The 14,214-nt window shown below is 39.7% G+C and carries 14 protein-coding genes; 5 read left to right on the top strand and 9 right to left on the bottom strand.

Features of this window, described 5'->3' with window-relative positions:
* Position 1 precedes the first annotated feature (1 nt).
* Both zur and arsC read left to right on the top strand, forming a co-directional pair.
* The gene (gene zur / locus IPMB12_RS04400) at positions 2 to 505 is read left to right on the top strand and encodes a zinc uptake transcriptional repressor Zur (protein WP_208293549.1); all 504 of its coding nucleotides are present in this window, start codon (positions 2 to 4) and stop codon (positions 503 to 505) included.
* 2 nt (positions 506 to 507) lie between these two features.
* The gene (gene arsC / locus IPMB12_RS04395) at positions 508 to 861 is read left to right on the top strand and encodes an arsenate reductase (glutaredoxin) (protein WP_166915316.1); all 354 of its coding nucleotides are present in this window, start codon (positions 508 to 510) and stop codon (positions 859 to 861) included.
* A 64-nt stretch (positions 862 to 925) separates the two neighbouring features.
* On the opposite strand, the gene IPMB12_RS04390 is transcribed toward arsC, so the two are convergent.
* Positions 926 to 1,291, bottom strand: coding sequence for a hypothetical protein (locus IPMB12_RS04390; protein ID WP_166915314.1), 366 nt, complete (start codon positions 1,289 to 1,291; stop codon positions 926 to 928).
* A gap of 76 nt (positions 1,292 to 1,367) precedes the next feature.
* Positions 1,368 to 2,750 carry a glutamate decarboxylase gene (locus tag IPMB12_RS04385; RefSeq protein ID WP_166915312.1) on the bottom strand — a complete coding sequence of 461 codons (1,383 nt, stop codon included), beginning with the start codon at positions 2,748 to 2,750 and terminating at the stop codon, positions 1,368 to 1,370.
* A 359-nt stretch (positions 2,751 to 3,109) separates the two neighbouring features.
* Between IPMB12_RS04385 and aspT the strand changes: the two genes are divergently transcribed.
* Positions 3,110 to 4,804, top strand: a complete 1,695-nt coding sequence (aspT, locus tag IPMB12_RS04380) for an aspartate-alanine antiporter (RefSeq protein ID WP_166915310.1) — start codon at positions 3,110 to 3,112, stop codon at positions 4,802 to 4,804.
* Between the two features lie 81 nt (positions 4,805 to 4,885).
* On the opposite strand, the gene lexA is transcribed toward aspT, so the two are convergent.
* Positions 4,886 to 5,506 (bottom strand): transcriptional repressor LexA, encoded by a 621-nt coding sequence (gene lexA, locus IPMB12_RS04375; protein WP_166915308.1) that lies wholly within the window; start codon positions 5,504 to 5,506, stop codon positions 4,886 to 4,888.
* Between the two features lie 202 nt (positions 5,507 to 5,708).
* Here lexA and IPMB12_RS04370 point away from each other — a divergent pair, with 202 nt between their 5' ends.
* Both IPMB12_RS04370 and IPMB12_RS04365 read left to right on the top strand, forming a co-directional pair.
* Positions 5,709 to 6,836, top strand: coding sequence for a 5-methyltetrahydropteroyltriglutamate--homocysteine S-methyltransferase (locus IPMB12_RS04370; protein ID WP_166915306.1), 1,128 nt, complete (start codon positions 5,709 to 5,711; stop codon positions 6,834 to 6,836).
* Between the two features lie 33 nt (positions 6,837 to 6,869).
* Positions 6,870 to 8,174, top strand: coding sequence for an MFS transporter (locus IPMB12_RS04365; protein WP_166915304.1), 1,305 nt, complete (start codon positions 6,870 to 6,872; stop codon positions 8,172 to 8,174).
* Between the two features lie 64 nt (positions 8,175 to 8,238).
* On the opposite strand, the gene yfbR is transcribed toward IPMB12_RS04365, so the two are convergent.
* The 6 genes from yfbR to IPMB12_RS04335 all read right to left on the bottom strand — a co-directional run bounded on the left by yfbR (position 8,239) and on the right by IPMB12_RS04335 (position 14,211).
* Positions 8,239 to 8,829 carry a 5'-deoxynucleotidase gene (gene yfbR, locus IPMB12_RS04360; protein WP_166915302.1) on the bottom strand — a complete coding sequence of 197 codons (591 nt, stop codon included), beginning with the start codon at positions 8,827 to 8,829 and terminating at the stop codon, positions 8,239 to 8,241.
* A 98-nt stretch (positions 8,830 to 8,927) separates the two neighbouring features.
* Entirely contained in the window at positions 8,928 to 9,845 is a 918-nt protein-coding gene (lpxC, locus tag IPMB12_RS04355; RefSeq protein WP_166915300.1) for a UDP-3-O-acyl-N-acetylglucosamine deacetylase, read from the bottom strand.
* A 68-nt stretch (positions 9,846 to 9,913) separates the two neighbouring features.
* Positions 9,914 to 11,068 carry a cell division protein FtsZ gene (gene ftsZ / locus IPMB12_RS04350; protein ID WP_166915298.1) on the bottom strand — a complete coding sequence of 385 codons (1,155 nt, stop codon included), beginning with the start codon at positions 11,066 to 11,068 and terminating at the stop codon, positions 9,914 to 9,916.
* Between the two features lie 91 nt (positions 11,069 to 11,159).
* Entirely contained in the window at positions 11,160 to 12,413 is a 1,254-nt protein-coding gene (gene ftsA / locus IPMB12_RS04345; protein ID WP_166915296.1) for a cell division protein FtsA, read from the bottom strand.
* 17 nt (positions 12,414 to 12,430) lie between these two features.
* Entirely contained in the window at positions 12,431 to 13,297 is an 867-nt protein-coding gene (locus tag IPMB12_RS04340) for an FtsQ-type POTRA domain-containing protein (RefSeq protein WP_166915294.1), read from the bottom strand.
* A gap of 8 nt (positions 13,298 to 13,305) precedes the next feature.
* Complete coding sequence (locus IPMB12_RS04335) at positions 13,306 to 14,211, bottom strand: D-alanine--D-alanine ligase (protein WP_166917689.1); 906 nt, start codon at positions 14,209 to 14,211, stop codon at positions 13,306 to 13,308.
* Positions 14,212 to 14,214: the final 3 nt, after the last annotated feature.

Genomic DNA, 14,214 nt, shown 5'->3' with positions numbered 1-14,214 from the left:
TATGGAAAAATGTACTAACGAAGCACATCACCATTCTAAGCATAATCATCAGCTCTGCTATGAACACACCATGCAGACTATCGAAAAGCTGTGTGCTAAACGTAATATTCGCTTAACCCCACAGCGTAAAACAGTGATTCAGTTGATGCTAAATGCTGATAAAGCGATGAGCGCTTATGACTTACTTGATCAATTAAAAGAAATTGAGCCACAAGCTAAGCCACCCACAATTTACCGCGCGCTGGACTTCTTAATAGAGCAAGGTTTTGTCCATAAAGTAGAATCAATTAACTGCTACATCATTTGTCCACATTTTGATGATCCAAGTCATATTTCGATTCTATTCATTTGTGATAAATGCCAGAGTATTATAGAAGAGCATTCCCCTATTATTGAGGCTCAACTCCAATCTTTAGCTCAAAAGAATATGTTTATTATTCAGCATAGCGTGCTGGAAATTCATGGCACTTGTCAGCACTGTGCCAATCAAATTGTAGGACAGTAATAATGAAAAAAGTCACTATTTACCATAATCCAAGATGCTCAAAAAGCCGTGAGACATTAGCTCTGCTTAATGAAAAAGGGATTGAACCTGAAATCATTTTATATCTTGAGACGACACCAACTATTGATGAACTAAAAACCTTACTAAAACAGTTAAAGTTCAGTTCAGCACGAGAATTGATGCGTACTAAAGAAGAGCTTTATCAGGAATTAGGTTTAGGTAATCAGTCCCTGACAGAAGCTCAACTCATTCAGGCTATGGCAGATAATCCAAAACTTATTGAGCGCCCCATTGTGGTAGTTGGTCAAAAGGCTCGTTTAGGCAGACCACCAGAGCAAGTATTAGAAATACTTTAAACCTAAAAAAGCAGACAATAAAAAAGCGAGGTATCCCTCGCTTTTTTTCATTAATAGCACTTAATTAGTAACCATAAAAATCAGAGTCATCTGCTGGCTCACCATCCGGACCTTCCGGAAGGCCCCGGCTTCTGCCAAGTGGGACATAAGAGCCACTCTTAGTCTTAATCTGACATTCACCTAAATACCATGAATACTTAGTATCAGCGTGCATACTCACACCTCTAAAATAACACTGAGCCGTATTATAAAGAGGCTTCATACAAATTAAAGCGATAATGGCCCAGACAATTAAAATACCTAAAAGAACCCACTTCAAATACTGCCAAATAAATGACCAAAAGGCTTGTTTGCGAATACGGCAATATAAGTAAATTAAAAGTAAAGCACCGATAAGTCCCAGAAACTCAAATAATGCAAACCAAATCACAGATATCCTCTCAATATTAAGTATGTGACAATCTTGTGATTAATGTACCATAAGATTGTCACTTTACAGAATAATCTTATTTACCACCATGATTAAACGCATTCACTTCACCTGAAGTTTGAATCACACTCACTGGATGTTTTTCAAAATAGGCTAAAGAACGTTTAACATCTTCAAGGAATAACTCTGCGGTATCCATACTAAAACCATGGCGCAGAACTAAACGCATAACCACAGTCTCTTGCATATTTGGTAACATTGAATAAGCCGCCACCTGCCAACCACGCATTCTCAGACGATCAGAAAGATCGTATAAACTATATTTAGCGTTTTTATTCTTGAGTGTCCATGACACAGCCGGAATCCCTTTTTTCGGGTCTGCATCAAAGAAAATCTCAAAATCACCCAGTGCAGTGATTTTTTTACCAATATGTTGAGCTGAGCGGTAAAGGTTATTCATAATTGCACGATAACCTTCTTTACCTAAACGGCTTAACAGATAGTACTGAGCAACAATTTGCCCGCCAGGACGGGAGAAGTTCAAGGCGAATGTTGGCATGTTACCACCTAAATAATTTACCCAGAAAATCAGATCTTCAGGCAAATCTTTCCACTCTCTCCAGACGATCCAGCCCACACCAAGTGGCGCTAAACCATATTTGTGGCCTGAGGCATTAATTGAAAGAACACGCGGTAAACGGAAGTCCCAGACAATATCTGGTTCAACAAACGGTGCGATAAAGCCACCTGAAGCAGCATCAACGTGGACCGGAATATCAATACCAGTTTCTTTTTCATATTTATCCAGAGCAGCACAAATTTCTGCAACTGGTTCATAGTGACAGGTAAAAGTCACACCAAATGTTGGTACCACACCGATAGTGTTTTCATCAATGTAATCTAAAATAACTTTAGAATCTAAGCCTAAACGACCATGTTCAACCGGGATCTCTCTTAGCTCAACATCAAAATAACGAGCGAATTTATGCCAGCAAACCTGTACTGGTCCGGTCACAATATTGGGTTTATCAAAAGGTTTGCCTTCAGCTTTACGTTTTTCACGCCAGCGGAATTTCATTGCTAAACCACCAAGCATGGCTGCTTCACTTGAACCTGTTGTTGAGCATCCGGTCGTTTTTTTAGCGGCAGGAGAGTTCCACAAATCAGCCAACATATGAACACAACGATTTTCGAGTTCTGCTGTAGCCGGGTACTCATCTTTATCGATCATATTCTTATCAATACAATCATCCATGATCTTGTGGACATTATCTTCCATCCAGGTTTGGCAGAATGTGGCTAAATTCTGTTTGGCATTACCGTCGAGTAAGAGTTCATCCTTAATAAAGTGATAGACTTCATCGCCTTCGATCCCTTTTTCCTGCATACGATATTTTGGTAGGACTTTCGTAGCATCGGCATCTCCATATACATCTGTATCAGCAACATATAATGACATGATATTCACCTCCTTGAATAAATTTCATTTGATTGGTACAACTTTGAGAATTTTGTTACCTCATTAAAACTATGATGATGTAACATCTCTTCTATCATATGCCTCTTACATAAACTTGTTTATTTTTTTATTGTAAAAAATAAAGTCGAATAGATGAACCGCATAAATAGCTAAAACGTGTATTTTCCTGTTTTATCCTCCTTTATTTTCACACTAAAAGCTCATTGATAAAATATCAGATTACTTTATATTATACAAAGGTTGCTCTCGAACATTCATTTTTTATAATGTCCCTGTCCAATCCCAATCTTGAATTACAATAGTTTTAATGTTTGAATCTCTCTTATTTGGAGGCTGCTATGGAATGGCTAAAGTCAACATTACAAACCTACCCAGAGATTGCTGTATTTTTAGCTCTCGCTTTTGGTTATTGGTTTGGTGGCAAAAGCTATAAAGGTTTTAGTTTAGGGGCGGTGACCTCAACACTAATATGTGCAATTATTATCGGGCAATGGGATATCACCATTTCCGATAACGTAAAAAGTATTTTCTTTCTTCTCTTCTTATTTGCTGTTGGTTATGGAATAGGTCCACAGTTTGTCAAAAGCGTTGCCAAGAATGGGATTCCTCAGGCACTATTTGCCATTGTACAGTGTATATTCAGCTTAGCGATTGTGGTTATCATTGCTAAATTAGTTGGTTACAATCTTGGCGCGTCTACAGGTCTTTTTGCTGGTTCACAAACAATGTCAGCATCCATTGGCTTGGCAAGTGATGCGATTAGTCGCTTGAATCTCTCTGCTGATGAACTGGAAAAAATCAATAGTTCAATCCCGGTTGCTTACGCCGTTAGCTATATCTTTGGTACTGTCGGTTCTGCTCTACTACTCACCTACTTAGGTCCTATCCTTTTAAGAGTGGATATCGCCAAAGCCTGTCAGGATTATGAGAAAGAATTTGGCAGTACATCAAATACAGAGAGTCAGGAAACGGCCTGGCATGATTATGAGCTCAGAGCTTATAAAATCACTCAGGATCACTATGCTGTAGGACTGACGATAAAACAGCTGGAAGCAAAATTCCCTGATCATATGATGTTTATTGAAGGATTAGAACGACAAGGAAAACCCGTTACTGCAACCTCCTCACAAGTTCTGCAAAGTAACGATATTTTAATTATCGGCGGTGATCATCAAAAGATTGTCAGTATTTTTGATAATCAGGAAGATGCCATTGAAATTGCTAATCCGGAACTCTTAAAACAACCGATTGAAGGTATTGATGTCTTTATTACCAATAAGAAATTTGACGGTAAAACATTAGAAGATATTTCAAAAAGTATCGAAGCCAGAGGTGTATTTATCCGCCGAATTCGCCGTGGTGCAGTAGCAACCGAAATTCCGGTACTGGCCAAAACACAGCTTCATCGTGGTGATATTGTCACACTAACGGGTTTAACTAAAGACGTAGAGAAACTCGCTAAAGATTTAGGTTATGTTGATCGTCAGACCAGCGTGACTGATGTCGCCTTCTTAGCGGGTGCCATAGCAATCGGTGCACTTATTGGCGCAGTTGTAATTAAAATAGGTGGCGTACCCATCACTTTGTCAACCGCTGGTGGTGCCTTAATCGCTGGCCTTATTTTTGGCTGGTTGCGTTCCATCAGACCAAAACTTGGTCGTATTCCTGAACCAACTGTATGGTTTATGAATTCTGTTGGTTTAAACGTGTTTATTGCCGTGGTTGGTTTATCTGCAGGCCCTAAATTTATTATTGGTCTTGAACAACTTGGCATTAGCCTATTCCTATGGGGTATTGTAGCAACCAGTGTTCCGCTCATTCTTGGTGTGCTTGTTGGCAGATATATCTTTAGATTCCACCCTGCTTTAGTACTTGGTTGTTGTGCTGGCGCCAGAACTACAACGGCAGCACTGGGTATGATTTGTGAAAGAGCAAAAAGCAACGTACCAGGACTTGGCTATACCATTACTTATGCAATTGGTAATACCTTGCTAACTATTTGGGGTATGGTACTTATTATGTTACTAAGTTAATGAATTAAAAAACAAAAAGGTTAGTATCTCTACTAACCTTTTTATTTGAAATAATGTTACTACCAATAACACAAATACTAACTACATCCAGCTACCATTACGAATCACACCAACAGCTAGTCCTTCAATACTAAAATCAGCTGAAGTTAAATCAACTTCAATTGGTGAAAACTCCGGATTTTCTGCCAGCAGACGAACTTTATTCCCTTTACGATCAAGGCGTTTAACTGTCACTTCTTCGTCAATACGTGCAACCACTACCTGACCATTACGCACATCTTGTGTTTTATGTACAGCAAGTAAATCACCATCTAAGATACCAATATCTTTCATGGACATCCCATTCACACGTAATAAAAAGTCTGCGTGCGGTTTAAATAAACCGGCGTCAACCTGATAGTGACCTTCGATATGTTCCTGAGCTAAGATTGGAGAGCCTGCTGCAACACGTCCAATTAAAGGTAAGCCTTCTTCTTCCACCTTATCATCTTCCAGCAGTAGACGAATACCACGAGATGAACCGGCAATCATTTCAATTGCACCTTTACGTGCTAGCGCTTTTAAGTGCTCCTCTGCCGCATTAGCAGAACGAAAGCCTAATTGATTGGCAATTTCAGCTCGGGTTGGTGGCATCCCTGTTTGGGCAATATTGTCACGAATCAGATCATAAATCTGCTGTTGACGCTCTGTTAATGGTTTCATGTCCTATTCCTGTTTTTTTATACAGATGCTGTGATTATATACAGTTTTAGCGAAGATGCCAATTTTTTATTTTATTTTTCTACTCAACTCTTTTCATAAATAAATGAATATTTTATTTGCATTCATAAAATTGTTTCGATATGATTAAATACATCTAGACGTCTAAACACCTAGAAGTCTTATAAATTGTAAGGATAAAAAAATGAGCCAATCACCTATTTTTCGTGCTGACCATGTAGGCAGTTTTCTTAGACCTGACTACGTGTTACAGGTGCGTCAACAATATGCTAATAACGCCATTACATTTGATCAACTAAGAACAGTTGAAGATAAGGCCATTACCGAAATCGTAAAATTTCAGGAAGAAGTTGGCATTCACAGTGTAACTGATGGTGAATTTCGCAGAACCTATTTCCATCTTGATTTCTTACAACAACTTGGTGGTGTAACTACAGATATTCCAGTGATTGTTAAAAATGCTGATGGTAAAGAAGAGCTATCCCCACCAACTATTAAAGTAACCAGCCGTGTTAAGCATATCAGAGATATTCAGCTATCAGATTTCTTATATTTAAAAAGTCAGGCTGCACCAACTTCAATACCTAAAGTAACAATCCCCTCACCAACCATGTTACATTTCCGTGGCGGACGTGCAGGTATTGATTATCGTGCTTATCCAAAACTGGAGCCAGATTTTTATGACGACGTTGCAAAGGCTTATGCCGATGAACTTACTTCACTTTATAACGCAGGCTGTCGTCACGTACAAATGGATGATACCAATCTGGCTTATTTATGTGATAACAAAATGAGAGAGGCTGCACGTTCGCGTGGTGATGACCCGGAAAAACTACCTTATCAGTACGCTGAATTTATCAATAAAGTCGTGGCTTTAAAACCAAAAGATCTTACACTTTCAATTCATCTTTGCCGTGGTAATTTCAGAAGTACTCACGCCGCTAGTGGCCATTATGAACCTGTGGCAGAAGCACTACTGAGTGAAATGAAATTAGATGCTTACTTCCTGGAATATGATGATGAACGCAGTGGTGATTTCCAGCCATTACGTTTCCTTCCAAAAGGTAAAATTGCGGTACTAGGTCTGATCTCAAGCAAGTTCCCACAACTTGAAAATCCGGATGACATTAAGCGCCGTCTAGAAGAAGCTGCAAAATATGTTCCGCTTGAACAACTGGCTCTATCCCCACAATGTGGATTTAGTAGTACAGTTCACGGCAATAACATTACAGTAGCGGAACAACGCGCCAAACTACAACTGGTTGTTGATATTGCTAAAGATGTCTGGGGTAATCTGGAAATCAAGAAGTAATTAAGTTTTAACAAAGTGTTATAGGTTTATATTGTGAATATTGATATCAGACAGAGTTTACATACAGGTTCTATGAACCTGTTTCAGATTGTTGCTGTCACAGTCTGTGTTTTAATCAGCTTTATTGATGGATTTGATGTTCTGGCTATTGCTTTTACAGGCCCATCAATCACAGCACAATGGGGGCTTTCTCCTGAGCAGTTAGGATTATTATTTAGTTCAGGACTAGCCGGCATGGTAGCAGGTGCTTTGCTGCTCTCTCCGCTGGCTGATAAATTTGGTCGTCGCTTTATCGTCTTAACATGTCTGGCGATTTTAAGTTTAGGTATGTTTGCTTCCGGTCTTTCCGATAGTTATGAACAGCTCATTACGCTAAGAATTATTACCGGTCTTGGAATGGGGGCTATTTTACCCGCCATAAATACTGTCGTTGCAGAGTACTCATCTAACCAATATCGTTCACTGGCTATTAGTATAATGGCGGCCGGATATACAGTTGGTGCGATGGTTGGAGGGATTTTATCAATATATCTGATTAATAGTTATGGCTGGCGTTATGTATTCTTTTTTGGTGGTGCATTCTCATTACTGTTAATTCCCATTGTGATTTATCAGTTACCAGAATCATTAGATTTTTTATTAAACAGCCAAAATAAACAACGTTTAACTAAACTAAATCAATTACTAGTCAGATTAGGACTACCGACACAAACAAGCTATCCGGAAGTTACCTGCAGAACAAATAAGCAATCGCAGAATGCCTTTAAATTACTGTTTACTCCGGCTATGTTAAAAACGACCTTATTACTCTGCTGTAGCTACTTTATGTTGATGTGTTCCTTCTACTTTTTAACCAACTGGACACCAAAAATTCTGGTTAACCTCGGTTACTCAACACAAACTAGTATCACCGGTTCTATTTTAATGAATCTCTGCGGAATTGTTGGTGGTCTGTCGCTCGGATGGTTATCACGACGTTACTCAGTACAAGTCGTAACCGCAGTGATGCTAATTGTTGGATTTGTCGCTGTAGTATTATTTGGTTTTAGCCAGAATGTTTTAATTATTCTGCTCAGTTTAATTACTCTTATCGGCTTTACACTCTTTGGTGCCATGGCTGGGCTTTATGCTACAGCGCCAAAAGTATTTCCGGCCGAAATCAGAACGACCGGAACAGGTTTTGTACTAGGAATCGGACGACTTGGTGCCACAATTGGACCTTATCTGGCAGGAATACTGATTGCAGCTAACTGGTCTATGGAGTCCTATTTTACAGCTCTTGGTTTACCACTAATCATATCAGCGTTATGTATCTGGCTAATACGTAAAATCGCTTAAATAAAAAAGAGGCTCATTGCCTCTTTTTTGTTGTTATAAATTAAGTGTTATAAATCAAGTGTTATCAATCCAATGTTATCTCATCCAAAGACAAGCTAAAACTTGGCACAAAGACTGACATAAAATATTCCATTTCCGGGCTATTTCTTTCCGATAAGGTCTTTTTCAGTCTTTGTTCTGCCAGTTTAAATTCATTATTACCGGCGCTCATCTCTTCGATTGTTTTTAAATAGGCACATAACGCATCAGCTTGTTTAACTAAATGCCGTTCATCTTCAGCATAAAAGTCGTCATCGATAAATGGACGGAAATCATCTCTCAGCTCTTCTGGTAACATATCAATTAATTTATGCTGGGCAATTTTCTCAATCTTTTTATATTCTACCGTGATTTGCGGATTATAATATTTAGTAGGTGTTGGCATATCTCCGGTTAATACTTCTGATGCATCATGATACATCGCCATTAAAGCAACACGTTCGGCATTAACAGTACCTGCAAATTTTCTGTTTTTAATCACAGCCAGTGCGTGAGCCACAAATGCCACTTGCAAACTATGCTCAGACACATTTTCAGTCCGGACGTTACGCATCAGCGGCCAACGACTAATTAGCTTTAAGCGAGAAAGATGAGCAAAAAAGTGACTCTGTTTCATAGTAGTACTCAACTTATAATTATCAATTAGACAAATTAATTTAGCAGAAAAGAAAAACGCTTTCACCTCTCGGCAAAAGCGTTTTATCAATTATATTCTTAAGCCAGAACTAGCGATTGTGTGCCTAAAGCAACCGGTACGCTTTGTTCATCTTCAAATGTAACATATTCCCAGGCTTCCTGATTAGCAAGTAGCGCTTGTAATAGTTTGTTATTTAAAGCATGACCTGATTTATACGCAGTTACAGAACCGATAATGTTATGACCACACATATATAAATCACCAACGGTATCTAACATTTTGTGGCGAACAAATTCGTCTTCAAAACGTAAACCGTCTTCATTTAATACACGATAATCATCAACTACGATCGCACAATCAAGACTACCACCAAGGCATAAACCTTGTGACTGTAAATACTCAATATCACGCATAAAGCCAAATGTTCTCGCACGGCTGATTTCACGCATAAATGCTTCAGCAGAGAATTCCATTTGATAACGCTGTGAACTGCTATCAATCGCTGGGTGATTAAAATCAATAGTAAAGTCTAGCTTAAAGCCATTGTAAGGCTCAATTTCAGCCCATTTATCACCATTTTCAACGCGAACTTTCTCTTTCACGCGAATAAATTTCTTCGGTGCATTTAGCTCTTCAATACCCGCATCAAGTAATAAGTAAATGAAAGGACTTGCGCTACCATCCATAATTGGAATCTCTGGTGCATCAACTTCAATCACAATATTATCGATACCAAGTGCTGCTAATGCTGCATTGATGTGTTCAACAGTTGAAATACGTACATTATCTTCATTGATTAAACATGTACATAGCATCGTGTCTCTAACTGATTTCGCATCAACTGGGAAATCGACCGGAGGGTTTAGATCCGTACGACGATACACCACACCGGTATTTTCTGGCGCAGGGCGTAAAATCAAGGTGACTTTTTTACCCGTATGCAAACCAACACCCGTTGTTTGGATCGTTTGTTTAAGTGTTCTTTGTTTTACCATTTTACCCTCTCCCCAGCTTTTCTACTGTGTCACTACATTTGACCTGACAAATAGGATTTAGTTCCATTTTAGTCAGCTTGCTTACGTAAAAAAGCAGGAATATCTAAATAATCTTCTTTACTCACTGGTGCTACTGTTTGATCGTTCACAACTTGTGCTGGTCTGATCTCTGGTTGAGATTGTGTTACAGGCGCTGTTGGTTGTGGCTGATATCTTTGTTCCTGAACCGGACGATGGTTTGGAGAAACCATTTTCATTTCAGGACGCTTATCCATACCAACACCCGTTGCAACAACTGTTACACGAATTTCATCAGACATTTCTGGATCAAGTGTAGTACCAATAACAACAGTAGCGTTGTCTGAAGCAAATGCTTTGACGGTGTTACCTACTGTTTCAAACTCTTCAAGACTTAAATCCATACCAGCGCTCACGTTAACTAACACACCACGAGCACCAGAAAGATCGATATCTTCAAGTAATGGGCTGGAAATTGCCATTTCAGCAGCTTCTTCTGCACGATTATCACCGGATGCTTTACCGGAACCCATCATGGCATAACCCATTTCAGACATTACTGTACGAACGTCTGCAAAGTCCACGTTGATTAAACCTGGACGTGTAATTAATTCTGCAATACCTTGCACCGCACCCATTAAAACGCCATTTGCTGCTGAAAAAGCATTTAATAAAGTTACACCGCGGCCAAGTACTTTTAAGAGCTTATCATTTGGGATCGTAATCAGGGAGTCAACGTGCTTTGCCAGTTCAGAAATACCTTGCTCAGCAAAAGCCATACGCTTTTTACCTTCGAAACTAAAAGGTTTAGTGACAACAGCAACGGTTAAAATTCCAAGTTCTTTAGCAATTTCAGCAACAACCGGAGCAGCACCAGTACCAGTACCGCCACCCATACCAGCGGCAATAAATACCATGTCAGCACCTTCAAGCGCGCTGCGAATAGTATCACGATCTTCCTGAGCAGATGTACGACCGACTTCCGGATTCGCACCAGCACCAAGGCCTTTAGTGATATTACTACCGATCTGAATTGTTTGACCTACCTTTGATTTTCTTAATGCCTGAGCATCTGTATTGGCAGCAAAAAATTCCACACCTTCAATGTGCTCTACCACCATATGCTCTACAGCATTACCACCACCACCACCGACACCGATGACCTTAATTACCGGTTCGTTAGTTGCCACCATAGGTTCAAACATAATTAATCTCCAATTTACGCCCTACATAACGCTCGCTGATATTGTACAGTTATGTCGATACAATGTCATCAGTTAATTGTCACGTTTTGCATTAAAATTCTTTCTTAAACCAACTTGTTGCGCGTTTAATAAATCCTGTCACGGAAGATTTATTCTTCCCTTCCTGATCGCCACTTAACAAGCTCTGTTTACCATAATGTAATAAGCCGACAGCAGTTGAACAATAAGGCTTCTGGACATAATCAGTTAAGCCAGAAATATTCAAAGGTTGTCCGACCCGCACTTGTGTGTGGAAAACTTTTTCCGCACACTCAACCAATCCTTTAATTTGTGCCGCGCCACCAGTCAAGACTATCCCTGCTGCTAACTGATGTTTGACATTTTGTTGCTTCAAACTTTCTTGTAAGATCTGAAGTTCTTTATTCACTAAATTTAGAAGCTCTGTATAACGAGGCTCAATCACATCTGCCAATGTCTGACGTTGCAGGGCTCGAGATGGACGACCGCCGACGCTTGGTACATCGATCACTTCATCTTTACCGATCAAAGAACCAACCGCACAACCGTAACGGATCTTAATATTTTCTGCGTCCATTGGCGGTGTACCAAACGCGTAAGCGATATCACTTGTTACTACGTTTCCTGCATAAGGAATCACTGCAGAATGGCGTAACGCACCACCGGTATAAACCGAAATATCCATCGTACCGCCACCCATATCGATCACACAGGCACCCAGTTCTTTCTCATCGTCAGTCAGTACTGCATAACTTGATGCCAGTCCAGAGAAAATTAACTGATCAACTTTTAAACCACAACGCTCAACCGCTTTCACAATATTTTTTGCCATATCATTATGACAGGTAATCAAGTGCACTTTCGCTTTCATACGAACACCAGACAGACCGATTGGATTTTTGATCCCTTCTTGTAAATCGATCGAATACTCTTGTGGAATCACATGTAAAATTCGGTGTTCATCTAAAATTCGTACTGATTTCGCTGTATGTACCACATTTTCAACATCATCAGCGGTGACTTCTTCTTCAGCAATCGGCACCATGCCAATTTCATTTTGGCAGCGAATATGCTTACCTGATAATGCAAGGTAAACGGAAGAAATCTGGCAATCTGCCATCAGTTCAGCCTGATCAATAGCACGTTGAAGTGACTTTACCACTGACTCTAAGTCATTGACGCCGCCTTTATCGACACCTTTTGACGGACAATGGCCGACACCGATGACATTGACAATACCATCAGGGAGCACTTCACCAACTAAAGCGAGTACTTTAGAGGTTCCGACCTCGACACCAACTACTAATTTCCTATCTGCTGATTTCATGTTTAGCCTTCATTACTTCAATTATTCGTTATTTTATTAAGTACATTCCGTTGTACAGATATCCCATTATTATAGCGCAAATCTACCGCAACAATACGTTCATTTTCAGCTGTTTTAGCCTGAATTTCCGGATATAACTCTATAAATCGTTTAAAACGCTCTTCGATTTTTTCCCGACCAAGAACTAATTTGATGTTTTCGTCATCATTACACAGCATGGCATCACCAGAATTCCCACTAATGCACTGTTTTACCATAAGTTGCCAGGAATATCTTTCGTTTGCACTAATTGTTGTGATTACTAAAACTAATCCATTTTTTAGCTGGTTATTTTTCAAAATATCATTCAGTTTACGATATTCATCTAAAACCAGTACCTCTTTACCTTCCGGTCCGTGTAACGCCGGTAGAATCAACTCTTGTGTACGCTCAGCTGGTAAACTAAATACGGTCGCGTGCTCATCAAGTAAAAATACATCATTCCAATACATTGTCGGTTTATACTCAACAATATTAAGAATCAACTTATCCGGCCACTGTTTACGCACGCTAACCTGCTTAATCCAGGGAATTCGTAACACTTCTTGTTGAATCGTATTTACATCCTGCCCGATAAACGTATCCATCAGACCCAGTGACTGAATCGCTTGTTGAATATCCTGATCGCTCGTATACGTTTTCTCACCTGTCACAATCAGTTGAGATAACACCACTCGCTCAGGATTATCCATCCAGTTCACTATAGTATATACAATCCAGCCACCTACCATCAGAACGATTAAGAAAAATACTAAACCGATGCATTGTTCCAGACTGTGAAAAATGCCTAGCCTTTTTTTCTTAACTGGCGCCTTTTTAGGTGCCGCCTGACGACTTTTTTTCATAATCTGAATTAATCTGCCAGCGATAAAATCTTACAAACTAATTGACTAAATGACCATCCACGCTGTTTTGCTGCCATTGGTACTAAACTATGATCGGTCATACCCGGTGCAGTATTTACTTCCAGCAAATAAGACTTACCGGCACTATCCATCATAATGTCCACGCGCCCCCAGCCAGAACACCCCACGGCATTATAAGCATCCAGAGCTAGTTTAGCCATTTCAGCTTCCTGCTTAGCATCTAAACCACTTGGACAAAAATATTGTGTGTCGTTAGATAAATACTTAGCCTCATAATCGTAAAACGTTGCTGCCGGCTTAATGCGGATTGAAGGTAACACCTCGCCACCGACAATACCGACCGTATATTCAGGTCCGGTTAAACAGGTTTCAAGTAGCACTGTATCATCAAATTTAAAGGCTTCATCTAATGCTGATTGCAGTTCACTTTCCAGAGAAACCTTACTCATACCAACACTTGAGCCTTCATGGCTTGGTTTAACGATTAACGGCAAGCCCACTTTATCAATAATTGTTTTTTTATCAATAGGTTGTGATTTAGTTAAAAACACATAATTCGTCACAGGTAAGCCTAGTGACTGCCAGACTAATTTCGTTTTTAGTTTATCCATCGTCAAAGCCGAAGAGAGCACATCACTACCGGTATAAGCAATGCCTAAATATTCCAGTACCGCCTGAGTAATACCATCTTCACCACCACGACCATGCAGCGCAATAAAAACCTTATCAAAACCATCTGCTTTTAACTGAGTGAGCGGATAGTTTTTAGTATCAATCCCGTGAGCATCGATCCCCCCCTCTTTTAAACCTTGTAGAACCGCATTGCCTGATTTCAACGAAACTTCCCGCTCCGCTGATGTACCACCAAATAAGACTGCAACTTTACTCATGATGAA

Source organism: Zophobihabitans entericus (assembly GCF_011745665.1).
Lineage (GTDB): Bacteria > Pseudomonadota > Gammaproteobacteria > Enterobacterales > Orbaceae > Zophobihabitans > Zophobihabitans entericus.
Note: the sequence above shows the minus strand (reverse complement) of the source record. Positions and strands in the feature narration are given on the sequence as shown.